14 protein-coding genes and 1 tRNA gene are annotated in these 15,017 nt (G+C 69.8%); 3 read left to right on the top strand and 12 right to left on the bottom strand.

Annotation, left to right across the window (positions count from 1 at the left end; all coding sequences use genetic code 11):
* Position 1 precedes the first annotated feature (1 nt).
* From K244_RS0107800 to K244_RS0107785, 4 genes are all read right to left on the bottom strand, one after another.
* Positions 2-2,611, bottom strand: a complete 2,610-nt coding sequence (locus K244_RS0107800) for an ATP-binding protein (protein ID WP_020185695.1) — start codon at positions 2,609-2,611, stop codon at positions 2-4.
* A 78-nt stretch (positions 2,612-2,689) separates the two neighbouring features.
* Positions 2,690-4,750, bottom strand: a complete 2,061-nt coding sequence (locus K244_RS0107795; RefSeq protein ID WP_020185694.1) for an NAD(+) synthase — start codon at positions 4,748-4,750, stop codon at positions 2,690-2,692.
* 31 nt (positions 4,751-4,781) lie between these two features.
* A tRNA-Ser gene (locus K244_RS0107790) sits at positions 4,782-4,873 on the bottom strand.
* 100 nt (positions 4,874-4,973) lie between these two features.
* A complete protein-coding gene (locus tag K244_RS0107785) occupies positions 4,974-5,240 on the bottom strand; it encodes a sel1 repeat family protein (RefSeq protein ID WP_024816380.1) in 267 nt (88 codons plus the stop codon).
* 424 nt (positions 5,241-5,664) lie between these two features.
* Between K244_RS0107785 and K244_RS21615 the strand changes: the two genes are divergently transcribed.
* Positions 5,665-6,087 carry a DUF2147 domain-containing protein gene (locus K244_RS21615; RefSeq protein WP_020185692.1) on the top strand — a complete coding sequence of 141 codons (423 nt, stop codon included), beginning with the start codon at positions 5,665-5,667 and terminating at the stop codon, positions 6,085-6,087.
* A 3-nt stretch (positions 6,088-6,090) separates the two neighbouring features.
* Here K244_RS21615 and K244_RS0107775 read toward each other — a convergent pair whose 3' ends face one another.
* The 7 genes from K244_RS0107775 to K244_RS0107745 form a co-directional block, all read right to left on the bottom strand.
* On the bottom strand, positions 6,091-6,282 hold the full coding sequence (locus tag K244_RS0107775; RefSeq protein WP_020185691.1) for a hypothetical protein: 192 nt from the start codon (positions 6,280-6,282) through the stop codon (positions 6,091-6,093).
* Positions 6,283-6,364: 82 nt separating this feature from the next.
* Positions 6,365-6,802 (bottom strand): phage holin family protein, encoded by a 438-nt coding sequence (locus tag K244_RS0107770; RefSeq protein ID WP_020185690.1) that lies wholly within the window; start codon positions 6,800-6,802, stop codon positions 6,365-6,367.
* Positions 6,802-7,086: a hypothetical protein gene (locus tag K244_RS0107765; protein ID WP_020185689.1), complete on the bottom strand. Its 285-nt coding sequence runs from the start codon at positions 7,084-7,086 to the stop codon at positions 6,802-6,804. Before K244_RS0107765 ends, K244_RS0107770 begins: the two co-directional genes overlap by 1 nt.
* 138 nt (positions 7,087-7,224) lie before the next feature.
* Positions 7,225-7,938 carry a glutathione S-transferase N-terminal domain-containing protein gene (locus tag K244_RS0107760; protein WP_020185688.1) on the bottom strand — a complete coding sequence of 238 codons (714 nt, stop codon included), beginning with the start codon at positions 7,936-7,938 and terminating at the stop codon, positions 7,225-7,227.
* Positions 7,939-8,071: 133 nt separating this feature from the next.
* Positions 8,072-8,911 (bottom strand): aldo/keto reductase, encoded by an 840-nt coding sequence (locus K244_RS0107755; protein ID WP_020185687.1) that lies wholly within the window; start codon positions 8,909-8,911, stop codon positions 8,072-8,074.
* Between the two features lie 55 nt (positions 8,912-8,966).
* Positions 8,967-9,710: an anti-sigma factor gene (locus tag K244_RS0107750; RefSeq protein ID WP_020185686.1), complete on the bottom strand. Its 744-nt coding sequence runs from the start codon at positions 9,708-9,710 to the stop codon at positions 8,967-8,969.
* Complete coding sequence (locus K244_RS0107745; protein WP_020185685.1) at positions 9,707-10,267, bottom strand: sigma-70 family RNA polymerase sigma factor; 561 nt, start codon at positions 10,265-10,267, stop codon at positions 9,707-9,709. The genes K244_RS0107750 and K244_RS0107745 overlap by 4 nt, the downstream gene beginning before the upstream one ends.
* A 204-nt stretch (positions 10,268-10,471) precedes the next feature.
* Here K244_RS0107745 and K244_RS0107740 point away from each other — a divergent pair, with 204 nt between their 5' ends.
* On the top strand, positions 10,472-11,275 hold the full coding sequence (locus K244_RS0107740) for a DUF4394 domain-containing protein (RefSeq protein ID WP_020185684.1): 804 nt from the start codon (positions 10,472-10,474) through the stop codon (positions 11,273-11,275).
* Positions 11,276-11,513: 238 nt separating this feature from the next.
* On the opposite strand, the gene K244_RS0107735 is transcribed toward K244_RS0107740, so the two are convergent.
* Positions 11,514-13,376 (bottom strand): sigma 54-interacting transcriptional regulator, encoded by a 1,863-nt coding sequence (locus K244_RS0107735; protein ID WP_020185683.1) that lies wholly within the window; start codon positions 13,374-13,376, stop codon positions 11,514-11,516.
* 161 nt (positions 13,377-13,537) lie between these two features.
* Here K244_RS0107735 and K244_RS0107730 point away from each other — a divergent pair, with 161 nt between their 5' ends.
* On the top strand, positions 13,538-14,896 hold the full coding sequence (locus K244_RS0107730) for a CmpA/NrtA family ABC transporter substrate-binding protein (RefSeq protein WP_020185682.1): 1,359 nt from the start codon (positions 13,538-13,540) through the stop codon (positions 14,894-14,896).
* Positions 14,897-15,017: the final 121 nt, after the last annotated feature.

Raw genomic sequence — 15,017 nt, 5'->3', positions numbered from 1 at the left:
CTCAGCCGCGCGGCGGCTTCCGTGGCGCGTCCAGCACGTCGCGGATCCGGGCGGCCAGATCGGCGTAAGTGAACGGCTTGGTGATGAGCTCAACGCCGACGTCCAGCCGCCCGTGGTGCACGATCGCGTTGCGGGCGTAACCGGTGGTGAACAGCACCTTCAAATCCGGCCTGAGCTCGCGCGCTTGCTTCGCGATCTGCTCGCCGTTCATGCCGCCCGGCAGCACGACGTCCGTGAACAGCAGGTCCACGCGGCTCTCCGGGCGCTCGAGCAACCGGAGAGCCGAGGCGCCGTCGTAGGCCTCGAGCACGCGGTAGCCGAGCTCTCGGAGCACCTCGACCGAGTACATGCGAACGTCGTCGTCGTCCTCGACCACGAGGACCGTCTCCGAGCGCGAGCCCTCCGGCACAATGGCCTCGGCGGCCGCCGCCTCCTCCGGCGTCTCGCCCATCAGGCGCGGGAGATAGATCTTCACGGTCGTGCCTTCGCCGATCTCCGAATAGATCTTCACGTGCCCGCCGGACTGCTTCACGAAGCCGTAGACCATTGACAGGCCGAGGCCGGTGCCCTTGCCCACCTCCTTGGTGGTGAAGAACGGCTCGAAGGCCTTGGCGAGGGTCTCCTTCGTCATGCCCGACCCGTTGTCGGACACGCTCACGACGACGTACTGGCCCACCGGCACTTCGACATGTTCGGCGGCGTAGGCCTTGTCGAGGTGGGTGTTCGAGGTCTCGATGGTGAGCTTTCCGCCGTTCGGCATGGCGTCGCGGGCGTTGACCGCGAGGTTGAGGATCGCCGCTTCGAGCTGGTTGGGATCGGCCTCGACGCGCCACACGCCGGCGCCCTGAACGGTCTCGAGGTGGATGGTCTCGCCGAGCGTTCGGGCCAGCAGCTCGGCCATGCCGGTGACCAGCCGGTTGGCGTCGATGGGCTGGGGCGCAAGCGGCTGCCGTCGTGAGAAGGCGAGGAGCCGCTGCGTCAGCGTCGCCGCGCGGTTTGCGCCGGTGGTGGCGTTCTCCGCGGCGCGGCGCAACCGCCCGGACTCCTCCGGCAGATTGCGCCGCAGGATCTCGAGATTGCCCACGACGACCTGCAGCAGGTTGTTGAAGTCGTGGGCGACGCCGCCCGTGAGCTGGCCGAGCGACTCCATCTTCTGCGCCTGGCGCAGCGCGTCCTCCGCCGTCCGGCGTTCGGCGATCGCGGAGGCGACGCGCGCCTCGAGCGTCTCGTTCAGCTCGCGCAGAGCCGCCTCGGCGGTCTTGAGATCGTGGATGTCGGTGCAGGTGCCGTACCAGCGGACGATCGCGCCGGCCGCGTCCCGAACGCACTGCGCGCGGCCGATGACCCAGCGGTATTGGCCGGACCGATGCCGCAGCCGATACTCGATGTGGTAGGGCGCGCCCGTTTCGAGCGAGCGTCGCCATGTGGACCAGGCGCGCTCCTGGTCCTCGGGATGGAACATGCCGTTCCAGGCCGCGCCGTCGGTGGAGCCGTAGGGCACGCCGGTGAACTCGTACCAGCGGTCGTTGTAATAGTCGTGATAGCCGTCGGCTTGGGTCGACCAGATCATCTGGTCGATCGAGTTGGCGATCGCCTGGAAGCGCGCCTCGCTCGCGACGACGAGCTGTTCCGCGCGCGCCTGCTCGACCGCCGCCCAGGTGCGCTCCGCCGCGCCCGCGACGATCTCGACTTCGTCGTCGGTCCAGAGCCGCGGCGCCGCGGCGTGGAGATAGAACACGGCGCGGGGCGCGCCGTCCTTGACCAGCGGCACGGCGACCATCCCCGGAGCGCCCAGGCGGGCGAAGGCTTCCTGGCCGCCCTGCGCGACCGCGTCCGCGGCGACGTCGTCGATGCGGATGACGGCGCCCGACCGCAGCCGGTCGAGCAGCGGCTCGCCGAAGGCCGACAGGTCGTGGCGGCCCGCGAGACTCGCCATGACGCCGTCCGTCCAGTCTTCGTCGATGACGAAGGCCCGCGCCTCGTCGACGATCTCGGCGTAGCCCGCGCGGCCGCCGCCCAGCTTCCGGCCCACCAGCTCCGCCGCGGACCGCTTGACGCTGACTGGATCGGAGTGGGCGCGCAGGCGATCCGACAGCTCGACCATGAAGTTGAGGCGCATCTCCGTGAGCACGCGCTTGGTCTGCTCGCTGACGATGCAGAGGATGCCCGCGACGGCGGCGGCTTCGTCCCGCACCGCCTGGTAGGAGATGTCGAACCAGACGGTCTCGGGGCGCTCGCCGCGCTCGATGTAGAACGGGCGATCCTCGGCATGGTAGGTCTCGCCGGTCTCCCGCACGCTGCGCAGCAGGGGCTCCAGATCGTCCCAGAGCTCGCTCCAGTTCTCGCGCGCCGGCCGGCCGAGGGCGCGCGGGTGCTTGTCGCCGATCGTCGGGGCGTAGGCGTCGTTGTACAGCGCCAGATAGTCGGGGCCCCAGAACAGCACGATCTGCGCCCGGGCCGAAAGCATGAGCCCTACGGTCGTCCGAAGGCTCTGCGGCCATCCCTCCCGATCGCCGAGCGGCGTCGCCGCGAGATCCATGCCTCTGAGCAGGGTCGCGACCTCGCCGGAGAAGCCGCGGAGAGGATCGGTAGCGAGGGAGCCATCAGTCATCGGCAAACGCGGTCTTCAACGCGGAGGTGGCGGCGATCGCAAACTAGGGGGACACGCCCGAAAGTCACGGGCTGCGCCTCACCGCGGGGGCAAAGCGTCGCGCAGCTCCTTCAGCCAGGCGTCCGGCAGCCCGTCGGAGGGCGCGCGCCAGTCGCCGCGCGGCGAGAGCGCCCCGCCGGGCGAGATCTTGGGGCCGTTCGGAATCGCGCTGCGCTTGAACTGGCTGGTGGCGAAGAACCGCATGATAAAGGCCTCCAGCCACCGAACGATCGTCGGCAGGTCGTAGGCGCGGCGCTCCTCCTCCGGAAAGCCCGCCGGCCACTCGCCGGCCTCGAGCTCAACCCAGGCGCGCCAGGCGAGGAACGCCACCTTCGACGGCGGCAGCCCGTAGCGCAGGATGTGGAACAGGAAGAAGTCGTGCAGCTCGTAGGGGCCGATCTTGGACTGGGTGCTCTGGATCGCGCCCGAGGCATCCGCCGGCACCAGCTCCGGCGAAATCTCGGTGCCGAGGATCGCTTCGAGCACCTCGGCCACAGCGTCGCGGAACTCGCCGGTCCGCACCGTCCACCGGATCAGGTGCTGGATCAGCGTCTTCGGCAGTCCTGCGTTGACCGCGTAGTGGCTCATGTGATCGCCGACGCCGTAGGTGCACCACCCCAGCGCGAGCTCCGACAGGTCGCCGGTGCCCACCACGAAGCCGTTCCGCTGGTTCGCGAGGCGAAACAGATAGTCGGTGCGCAGGCCCGCCTGCACGTTCTCGAACGTGATGTCGTAGACCGCCTCGCCGCGGGCGAAGGGATGGTCCATATCCGTCAGCATCTGCTTCGCGGCCGGGCGGATGTCGATCTCCTCCGCGGCGACGCCGAGCGCCCGCATCAGGCTCCAAGCGTTGGCGCGGGTGTCCTCGCCTGTGGCGAAGCCCGGCATGGTGAAGCCCAGGATCGCCGTTCGCGGCAGGCCCATCAGGTCGCAGGCCTTGGCCGCCACGATCAGCGCCTGGGTGGAGTCGAGCCCGCCGGAGACGCCGATCACCATCGTCCGCGCGCGCGTCGCCTCGAACCGGCGCACGAGCCCGTGGACCTGGATGTTGAAGGCCTCGTAGCAGTCCTGGTCGAGTCGGGCGGGCGCGTCCGGCACGTAGGGAAAGCGGCGGAGCGCGCGCTTCAGTCCCAGGTCCGCGAAGCTCGGCTGGTGGCGAAACCCCACGGTGCGAAAACTCTGCTCCGGATGGCCGGCGAGCGCGGCGGCGTCGTTGAAGGTGCCGAACCGCGCCCGCTCGAGCCGCAGCCGCTGCACGTCCACGTCGGCCACGATCAACTGCGGCTCACGCGCGAAGCGCTCGGACTGGGCGAGAAGCTCGCCGAGTTCGTGGATCGAGCCCTGTCCGTCCCAGGCGAGATCGGTCGTGCTCTCGCCGGCGCCCGCCGCCGAATAGGCGTAGGCCGCCACGCAGCGCATGGATTGTGAGGCGGACAGCAGCGACCGATCTTCGGCCTTGCCGATCACGATGTTGGAGGCCGAGAGGTTGCACAGGATCAGCGCCCCGGCGAGCGCGCCTTGCGTCGAGGGCGGCGTCGGCGCCCAGTAGTCCTCGCAGATCTCGACGTGGAACGTGAAGTCAGCGAGGTCCTCCGCCGCGAAGATCAGGTCCGTCCCGAACGGCGCTGTCTGCCCGGCGACCTCGACCGCGAGCCCCGTGAGCCCCGCCCCGGAGGCGAACCAGCGCTTCTCGTAATACTCGCGGTAGTTCGGCAGGAAGGTCTTCGGCACGACGCCGAGGATCGTGCCGCGCGCGAGCGCCACCGCGCAGTTGTAGACGCGCCCGTTGCGCCGGATCGGCGCGCCGATCAAGGCCGTCGTGGCGAGCGCCTGCGTCCGCGCCGCGAGATCCTCCAGCGCCCGCTCCACGCCTTCGAGCAGCGCGTCCTGCAACAGCAGGTCGTCGATGGCGTAGCCCGACAGCGCGAGTTCCGGGAAGATCAGCAGGTCGACCCCGTCGTCCGCCGCCCGCGTCATCGCCTGCAGGATCGCGGCGGCGTTGCGCTCGGGGTCCGCCACCGCCACCGCGGGCGTCGCTACGCCGACCCTGACGAAGCCGTGCCCGTGAAGCGCGGAAAAGTCCGGACGATGGGACGGCATAAGGAGACCTTCAGCCGAAGCGGGAGGCAGGTGGCGGAGACGGAGGGATTCGAACCCTCGAGACCCGTTTCCAGGTCTGCTCATTTAGCAAACGAGTGCCTTCAGCCTCTCGGCCACGTCTCCGGCGCAGGGAGGGGTACACGCGTCGGATGGGCGGGTCAACGGGCCTGCGGCGCCGAAGGGGGCGCGGGCCTGGCGCCGGCGGGGCGGGCGGCGGTCCGGCTCAGCCCTGCGCGAGCCAGGCGCGGGCGGCGCGCTGGGCTTCGGCGACCTCGTCCGAGGTCATCTCGAGCGCCAGCTCCTTGCGGAGACGGGCGGCTTCGGCCACGCCCTCGCGGGCCGCGAGGTTGAACCACTTGTGCGCGGCGACCCGGTCGGTCGGCACCGAACGGCCCACCGCGTACATCAGGCCGAGCTGGAAGAGCACCGTGCCGGTCGCGACGGCGCCGAGCGCGCCGCAGTCCACCGAGGACATGTCATAACGAGCCATCTCTGCGAACCTTCGTCCTGTGGTCGGGCGCCAAGCTTTAAGCCGTCGCCTCGGGCGTTGATCTCCGGTTTGCTTTGCAGCGTCCGGCTTGATCGAAGGATCGCAGCAGATTTCTACAATGCCATTAAAAGTCGACGTAAATGAGAGATCAATGAAATGAAAACCGGACGTTAAATTAGAGCGCCGTTTACCGAGTGAGCCGTTCAGAACCGAGCAAATCCAGGTAGCTGAACGCGAAGACGTGCGGCGACGTCTTCAGGGATCGTGAACCACGACGGACGAAGACGCGACGAGACCGCTCGCAGCAAAAGGCGGGGTTGGCGCGGCGTGCGATTGGGGATTGGGTGGAGGCGCGATCGTCCGGCGTCGCGGCGACCGCGACGTCCGACGCAACTGGCTTTCAGGAGATCCACATGTCCGCCCTGTGCCGCCGCATCGCGACAGCCGCCGCCATCCTCGGAGCGTTCGGGGCGCGCCGGCGCTTTCGGATCCGCTCGGTCTCTGGAGCACGCCGGGAGGGAAGGCGAGGGTCAAAATCAGCGCGTGCGGAACCGCGCTCTGCGGCGCGATCGTGTCGCTACGCGAGCCGACGGACGAGACCGGCAGAACCAAACTGGACGTCAACAACGTCGACAAGACGAAGCAGGGGCGCCCGATCGTAGGGCTCTCGCTCCTCAGCGGCATGAAGCCGGAGGGCGAGCGTTGGACGGGCCAGATCTACAACCCCGAGGACGGCAAGACGTATAAGGCCTACATGACGCCGCAGGGCGACGGCGCACTCAAGATCGAGGGGTGCGCGCTGGCCGGTCTGGTCTGCAAGACGCAGGTTTGGACGCCCGCAGACTGAACGTCAGGCGCAAGCGCGCCGGCGCTTCTTCGGCGCGCTCTTCGCCGCTGCGGGCGCAGCGCCCGTCGTCCAGAACGCCAGCGTCTGGCGCGTCATGTCCTCGATCGCCGTCTTCTGGGCGCGCGCGAGATTTGCGACGAACAGTCCGCGTGCGGAGGAGGCCTGCGCGTTCGCCGCGCTCAGCCAGAGACTCATCCAGGGGTTTTTCATAGCGACGGAACGGTCGGGTGACCGGAAGGTTCCGTCCGCGCCCGGCAGGCCGCGGACGGAAGCTCGGTCACAACCGGCGGCCGAGCACGATTCCGGCGAGCGCCGCGATCAGGATCATGTTGACCCCGCGGGCGCGCCGTTCGCCTGGCAGGCGCGGGCGGTCCGGACCGGAGAACGCCGATCCGACCGCGCTGAGCTCCGACCGCACGCGGTCGGCGATCGGCGCCGCGGTCGGTCGCGCCGTCCGCTTCGGAGTCCAGGTCGCGGCCCAGCCGACGAACGCCGCGACGACGAGCGTGACGCCGCCGACGATCCCAGCGGCGCCGGCGGCGCCGAAGCGGGGCTCAAGCAGGGCGCCCAGCGCGAACAGCAGAGCGCCGAGGGCGAGGAGCCCCAGCACCCCGGCGATCGCGAAGTAGATCGCCATGCGCTTCAGCCGCGCGATGCGGCCGGCGACGTTCAACGTCGCAGCCCCCATGCCGGCCTGAAGCAGGAAACGCCACATCAGCGGCGACGCCCGAGCGCGCCGACCACGTAGCCCACGCCAAGGGCGATCAGCACGGCGGTCAGCGGGTTCTGCTCGATCGAGGCGCTGACGTCGTCGACGGCGGAGACCGCCTTGTCGCGCGCGGTGTTGGCGGCGTCGGCGGCGGCCCCCTTGGCGGTCGCGGCGCCGTCGGCGACGAGGGTCGAGATGGTGTCGGCGAGCCGGGAGACGTCTTCGCGAAGGGTCGCCAGATCGTTCTCGATGGCGGCGGCGCCGGTTCCGGTTCCGGTGGTTTCGGACATGAGGTCTACTCCTGGAGAGTGTGAAGCGGTTCGCGCCTGAGCGCATAACTGGATCGCGCGGTCTCCCCGTCGAGCGGGGGGCGGCCGGAAAAACGCCATGGGGGCCCGGAACGCGCCGAAACGGCGCCGCGGCGGACGTCAGCCCGCGCGGGCGCGCTGGCCGAACAGCATCTTCTGCGCGTCCTTGTCCGTCGCGAGGTCCATCGGCGGCTGGTCGACCTTGACTTCCAAGCCGCGCGCGACCGCGGGTCGGGCGAGCATGACGTCGAGCCAGCGCTTCACGTGCGGGAACTCGGCGATGTCCTGGCCCTGACGCTCCCAGAGCTTCGCCCATCCGACGACCGCCATGTCGGCGATCGAATAGTCGCTGCAGATGAACTCGCGGTCCTTCAGGCGCTCGTTCAGCACGCCGTAGAGCCGGTGGGTCTCATTGGTGTAGCGCTCGATCGCGTAGGGCACCTTCTCCGGCGCGTACTGGCGGAAGTGATGCGTCTGGCCGAGCATCGGGCCGAAACCGCCCATCTGCCAGAACAGCCACTCGTCGACCTCGACGCGGCGACGCTCGTCGGACGGATAGAACTTGCCGGTCTTGCGGCCGAGATACTGCAGGATGGCGCCCGATTCGAAGACCGAGATCGGCTGCCCGCCGGGCCCGTCGGGGTCGACGATCGTCGGCATCTTGTTGTTCGGCGAGATCTGCAGGAACTCGGGCTTGAACTGGTCGCCCTTGCCGATGTTCACGGGGTGAAGCGCGTAGGGCAGGCCGCACTCCTCCAGCATGATGGTGATCTTCCAGCCGTTCGGCGTCGGCCAGTAGAACAGGTCGATCGGCGGCGTCGTCACTTCGGCCATTGCGGCCTCCTTGGATGAGAGCTGCCCGCGGGCGGCGCGGGCCTGATCGCGAGCTCAAAGCTAGCTGGCGCGACGGCCGCGGCAAGCGCGCGCGCCGCGGGCGCGTCCTTGCGGCCGCGCATGGCTGCCAATGTCAGATCATCGGCAGGCGCCGCGGCTCCCGGCCGCGCGGAAACACCGCGTCGATCCGGGTGAGCTGGGCGGGGGTCAGTTCGAGGTCGGAGGCGGCCGCGTTGTCGCGGGCGTGGGCGACGCTGGACGCCTTCGGGATGACAAACACCGACGGTCGCCGGGAGAGAGCGGCGAGCGCCACCTGCCGGGCCGTCGCGCCATGCGCCGCGCCGATTTCCGCCAGCGCGCGCCCGCCGGGCGAGTTCGGGGGCGGGAAATCGTCGTGGCCGAACGGGCTGTAGGCGACGAGCGCGACGCCGTTCGCCTCGCACCACGGGAGGACGCGGTGCTCGATGGCGCGTTCGCCGAGATGGTAGAGCACTTGGTTGCAGGCGATGCGGCCGGGCCCCGTGACGGCGAGGAGCTCGTCGAGGTCCTTGGCGTCGAAGTTGCTGACGCCCCATGAGGCTATCTTGCCGGCCTCGACCAGACGCTCGAAGGCCGCGACGGTCTCGGCGAGCGGATAGGAGCCGCGCCAATGCAGCAGGTAGCAGTCGAGCCGATCGGTCTTCAGCCGCTTCAGCGAGCGCTCGCAGGCGGCGATGGTCCCGCGCGCGGAGGCGTTTTCCGGAAGGACCTTCGAGACCAGGAAGATTTCGTCGCGGCGGTCGGCGAGGGCCTCCGCCACCATCACCTCGGCGTCGCCGTACATTTCGGCGGTGTCGACATGCGTCATGCCGGCGTCGAGGCCGGCGCGAAGCGCCTCCACGGGGCCGGCGCGGTCCTCCTCGTCGATCAGCCAGGTGCCCTGGCCGATGGCGGAGACCTCGCGGCCGGTGGGGCCGAACGGCGCTGCGCGCATGGCGTGTCTCCTTCAACAGTCGGGGCGCGGAACCTCCGACACCCGGAAGGGCGCGTCAACGCGGGGGTTCGGCGTAGCCCTTGTAAAGGATCGGGCCGGTCGGCCGGGCGGTCGGCGATCCGCCGGCGGGCTCGAGGGTGATCTCGTAAAGCTGGCGCGGCTTCGGGGCCGGGAGCTCCATGGACGCGAGCCGCGTCCGAGCCGCCCGCGGCATCAGGCCGAGGGAGACCGGGCCGCGCTGGACGTCCGGCAGCGTCCACACCTGCAGCGTCCGCCCGTCCGGCACGGAGACGTCCTGCAGCGGCGCGACCAGCGACTCTCCGTCGGCGTAGATGTCGACGACCGCGCCGGGGACGCCGTCTGATGTCAGCAGGACGGCGATCGCGATCGGCGCGCGCGGCTTCGGCGCCGCGACCAGCACGAGGCCGAGCGCCACGCTTGCCGCAGCGCCGGCAAGACCCACGCCGCGCCAGAGCGTCAGGCTCTCCCAGAGACCGGCAAAGAGCGACGGGCGGGCTTTGGCGCGCTCCGGCGTCCGGACGGAGGGGGCAGGGGAGGCCGCGGCGACGCCGGGCGGGGCTTCGACCGCGCCTTCGATCTTCGCCCAGAGATCGGGCGACGGCGGGATCGGCGGCGCCGCCGCGTCAAGCTCGTGGAGACGGTCGCGCCACGCGGCGACGGCGAGCGCCAGGGTCCGGTCGGTCGCGAGCCGGAGCTCGAACGCCTCCTGCTCGGCGGGGGGCAGCAATCCGAGGACGTATTCGCCGGCAAGGGCGAGATCGCTCTCCCGTGGGCTCACGCCATGCACTCCTTCAGCGCGAGCAGCGAGCGGCGCACCCAGGCTTTGGCGGTGCCGAGCGGCACGTTGAGGCGCTCGGCGATCTCGCCATGGCTGAGGCCCGCCACATAAGCGAGCAGCAGGCTCGCGCGCCGCCGGGGCTCCAGCCCGCCGAGACAGCGGCGAAGCGCGCTCGAGGCGGCGAGCCGGCCGAAGGCGTCGTCCACGTCGGTCGCGGCCTCCGCATAGGCCGCCAGCGCCTCGTCCTCCACCGGCACGTGCCGCTCGTCGCGCACGGCGTTGAGCGCGCGGTTGCGGACGATGGCGAAGACCCAGCCGCGGCCGGAGCCGAGGGCGGGATCGAAGCTTCCCGCGCGCCGCCAGATCTGGACGAAGGCCTCCTGCACCACCTCCTCGGCGACCTCGCGCCGGCGCACGATGCGCGCCGCGACCGCGATCAGCGTCGCGGCCTCGCGCTCGTAGATCGCTCGCAGCGCCGCGCGGTCCCCGCGCGCGCAGGCGGCGAGGTCGGCGGCGCAGGGGTCGGTCCGGTCGGTGGCGAAAGCGTCGGCCGTCATGCTCGTTCGATCTCCGGAGCCGCGGTCCGCGGGCGGGTCCCAAGTCATACCCGAGCGACCGCGTCGGGGATGCAGGGACGGCCAAAAATCTCCGCTCACGCAAAAGACATCGCATCCGCTGCATCCGCCGCGGGCGTCCCGCGGGTAGGGCCAGTGCGGGTCGCGTTCGGCGGCGCGCCACGACACGACAGGAGACGCAACCCGATGTCCTTCGCCCTTTCGTCCAAGCTCCGCCTCGCCGCCGCCGTCGGCGCCCTCAGCCTCGCCGCCGCGGCGCCCGCGTCCGCCGACACCGTGATCGCGCTGGTCGGCGGCAAAGCGCTGGCGCTGGTCGACGCCTCGACGCTCAAGGTCTCCGGCACGGTCGAGCTGACCGGCGCGAGCGACCTCGTCGGCATCGACGTCCGCCCGGCCGACGGCATGCTCTACGGCGTCACCGCCGCCGGCGACATCGTCACGATCGATCCGAAGTCCGGCGCGGCGACGAAGAAGAGCGCGCTGAGCGAGAAAATCCCCGCGGGCGCCAAGGTGACGGTGGACTTCAACCCGATGGCGGATCGCCTGCGCATCCTGACCGACGGCGGCATGAGCCTCCGCGCCAACGTCGACGACGGCAAGGCGACGGTCGATGGGTCGCTGAAGTACGCCGAGACCGACATGCACAAGGGCGAGAAGCCCAACATCGTGGCCGGCGCCTACACCAACTCGGTGAACGGCAAGAAGGCCGAGAAGACCGAACTCTACGACATCGACGCCACCATCCCGGCGCTCGTGAAGCAGGCCCCGCCGAACGACGGCATCCTCTCCGCCATCGGCAAGATCGACGTGAAGCTCTCCGGCCCGGTGGGCTTCGAGATCGCCGCCTCGGCGGACGGCAAGAACACGGGCTGGTTGATGACGGGCGGCGCGCTCTACTCGATCGACCTCGCCTCGGGCAAGACCACCAAGGCCGGCGACGTCGCGGGCGGCAAGGACGTCACCGACATCGCCTGGTGGCCGAAGAGCTGAGCTTGAAGCGTAACTGTCTCTGAAAGACTGATCGTCATGCCCGACGAACGAGCGGGCATGACGCCGCCCCCGCCGACTGCGTGCTTCGAGACGCAGCCTGGCGGCTGCTCCTCAGCATAAGGACGTTCTGAGCTATTCGACAGGATGACCTCCTCATGCTGAGGAGCCTCGCGTCAGCGAGGCGTCTCGAAGCACGCACGGCGTCAACGCGCGCAAGTCTCAACCTCCGGCTGAACTCCTAGCCCCGTTCCACCCCCAGCGCTTTCATGCGGGAGGCGAGGGTGGTGGGTTTCAGGCCGAGCCGTTCCGCCGCTCCGCCAGGACCCGAGACCTTGCCGCCCGCAGCCAAAAGCGCCGCGCGGATGTTGGCGGCGTCGCGGGCGCGGAGGTCCTGCGCGGTGAGGATCTCGTGGCCCGCCTCCTTCGACGGCGCCGGAGCCGCCGCCCGAGAGCCGGATGCGGCGGGAAGGTCGATCCTGAGCTTGCCGTCGCGCGCCAGGATGATCGCGCGCTCCATGACGTTCTCGAGCTCGCGCACGTTGCCCGGCCAGTCGTAGGCGGTGAGCCGGCGGACGTCGCCTTCGGTCAGCGCCAGCGGTTTGCCCGGGGCCGCGCGCCCCGGCCGCCGCAGGATGTTGAGCGCTAGCGGCGGAATGTCCTCGGGCCGTTCGCGCAACGGGGCAGAGTGCAATGGAAACACGTTCAGCCGGAAATAGAGGTCGCGGCGGAACGTTCCCTTCCGCACCTCGGCGTCGAGGTCGCGGTTTGTGGCGGCGATGACCCGGACGTCGACCTTGCGCGTCCGCTCCTCGCCCACGCGTTCGATCTGGCCCTCCTGAAGCACGCGCAGCAGCTTGCTCTGGAGCTCGAGCGGAATCTCGCCCACCTCGTCGAGAAACAGCGTCCCGCCGTTCGCGAGTTCGAAGCGGCCCACGCGGTCGCGGAAGGCGCCGGTGAAGGCGCCCTTCACATGGCCGAAGAACTCGCTCTCGAACAGCTCGCGCGGGATCGCCGCGCAATTCACGCGGATCAGCGGTCGCTCCCGGCGCCCGCTGGCTTCGTGGATCGCGCGCGCGATCAGCTCCTTGCCGGTGCCGCTCTCGCCGGTGACGAGCACCGAGGCGTCGGTGGGCGCCACGAGCTCCACCTGCCGCAGCACGGTCTCGATCGCGGCGCTTGTGCCGATGATGCCGTGGTGGCGGCCTTCGAGACGAATCTCCTCCTGCAGATAGGCGTTCTCCAGCTCCAGCCGCTCGCGCAGGCTCTCGACCTCGGCGAGGGCCGCCTTGAGCTTGGCCTCGGCCTCCCGGCGCTGGCCGATGTCACGGAACACCACGACCGCGCCGACCACGGCGCCCCGGTCGCGGATCGGCGTCGAGGTGTACTCGACCCAGAGCGGGGCGCCGTCCTTCCGCCAGAACACCTCATCCGCCACCTGATGCACCGCGCCGTCGCGGAAGGCGGCGTAGATCGGGCAGTCGTGGTGCGGGTAATGCGCGCCGTCGGGATGCTTGTGGTGCACGGTCGCGTGCATGTTGCGCCCGACCAGCTCCTCCGCCGTCCACCCCAGCATCCGTTCGGCCGCCGGGTTGAGGAAGGTGGTGATCCCGTCGGCGTTGACCCCGTAGACGCCTTCGCCGGCCGCGCGGAGGATGAGCTGGTTCTCCCGCTCCACGTCCTGGAAGAAGCGCTCCACCCGGCGCCATTCGGCGATGCCGTCGCGAATGTAGCGGTCGGCCTCGGCGTTCGCGTCGCGACGGCGGCGTTCGTCGAGATCCGAGAGGGTGACGAGGATCTGGTCGCCCTCGGGAAGCCGGACGCCGACGTATTCGACGTCGCGAGGTCCGTCCGACGCGAGCCGCGGCTTGAGCGAGCGCGTCCAGTGTCGGCCGAGCGTGAGCACGGCCTGGGTGAAGACGACGAGGGCGGGGCGCTGCCCGGGATGAAGCGCCGCGAAGGACTGGCCCTCCAGTGACCCGCCATCCCCGGCGAACAGTCGGCGCGCCACGGCGTTCGCGGCGATGATCGCGTCCTGGTGCGGGTCTACGATCAGAGCGGCGTCGGGGGTCGTCTCGAAGGCGAGCGCGCCAGGTGAAGTCACGAGATCTCGTCCTTCTCGCACGAAAAGTCGCGACTGACGATATTTCGTGAATCCACGGACGGTGCAAGTTCGTTCGGATCTCAGGCCCTTGTGCGTGACGACGCGCTTGGCACGGCGCCTGCTATGGATCCGGCACGACCGTTCACCCGGAGCCCGCGCCGATGACCACCTTCAAAGACCCGTTCGACGCCCGCTATCGCCTCAACAGCCGCGGCTGCTCGTGCGGCCAGCACGGCAGCGAGACCGAGCACGCCGAGGCGCAGGCCTCCGACGACGCGCGGACGGGCCGCGTCGTTGAGGGCGCGGTGATGCGCGCGCTGTTTCCGCACGACGCCACCCGACGCGCCTTCCTGAGCGCGGTCGGCGCCGGGACGGCCTTCGCGGCGGTGAACGCGCTGTTCCCGCTGGCCTCCGCCACCGAGGTCTTCGCCCAAGGGGCGAAGCCCGAGAAGACCGACCTCAAGGTCGGCTTCATCCCCATCACCTGCGCGACGCCGATCATTATGGCGAAGCCGATGGGCTTCTATGAGAAGCAGGGTCTGAACGTCGAGGTTGTGAAGACCGCGGGCTGGGCGGTGATCCGCGACAAGGCGATCAACAAGGAATACGACGCCGCGCACATGCTCTCCCCGATGCCGCTGGCGATCTCCATGGGCGTCGGCTCGAACCCGATCCCCTGGACCATGCCGGCGGTCGAGAACGTCAACGGCCAGGCGATCACGCTCGCGGTCAAGCACAAGGACAAGCGCGACCCGAAGGAATGGAAGGGCATGAAGTTCGCCGTGCCCTTCGACTACTCCATGCACAACTACCTGCTGCGCTACTACCTCGCGGAAGCCGGGATCGACCCCGACCGCGACGTGCAGATCCGCGCCGTGCCGCCGCCCGAGATGGTCGCGAACCTGCGGGCCGACAACATCGACGGCTTTCTGGCGCCGGACCCCGTGAACCAGCGCGCGGTCTACGACGGCGTCGGCTTCATCCATATGCTGTCGAAGGAGATCTGGGACGGCCACCCCTGCTGCGCCTTCTCGGCCTCGAAGCAGTTCGTGACCGAGATGCCGGGAACCTACCAGGCGCTGCTGAAGGCGATCATCGAAGCCACGGCCTTCGCGCAGAAGGCGCAGAACCGCAAGGAGATCGCGGCTGCGATTGCGCCGACGAACTACCTCAACCAGCCGCAGACGGTGGTGGAGCAGGTGCTCACCGGGACCTACGCGGACGGCCTCGGCGGCGTGAAGAAGGACCCGAACCGCATCGCCTTCGATCCCTTCCCGTGGGAGAGCTTCGCGGTCTGGATCCTCACCCAGATGAAGCGCTGGGGCCAGATCAAGGGCGACGTCGACTACGCCAAGGTTGCGAACGACGTGTTCCTCGCGACGGACGCCAAGAAGTTGATGGCGGAGGCCGGCCTCACGCCGCCCGAGACGACCACCAAGACCTTCTCTGTCATGGGCAAGCCGTTCGACCCTACAAAGCCGGACGAGTACGTCGCCTCCTTTGCGATCAAGCGGGGCTGAGGACGATGGACCGCAGCCGTCATCCCGAACGCGGCGACGCCGCGAGCCGGGATCGCCACCCGATCGAGGCGCTGATCTTTGCTTTTTCCTCGGAGAAGAGAGGCGAGGGCGCGCGCCGTAC

It is taken from the genome of Methylopila sp. 73B, assembly GCF_000526315.1.
Classification (GTDB): domain Bacteria; phylum Pseudomonadota; class Alphaproteobacteria; order Rhizobiales; family Methylopilaceae; genus Methylopila.
This window is presented reverse-complemented; position numbering and strand designations above follow the sequence as displayed.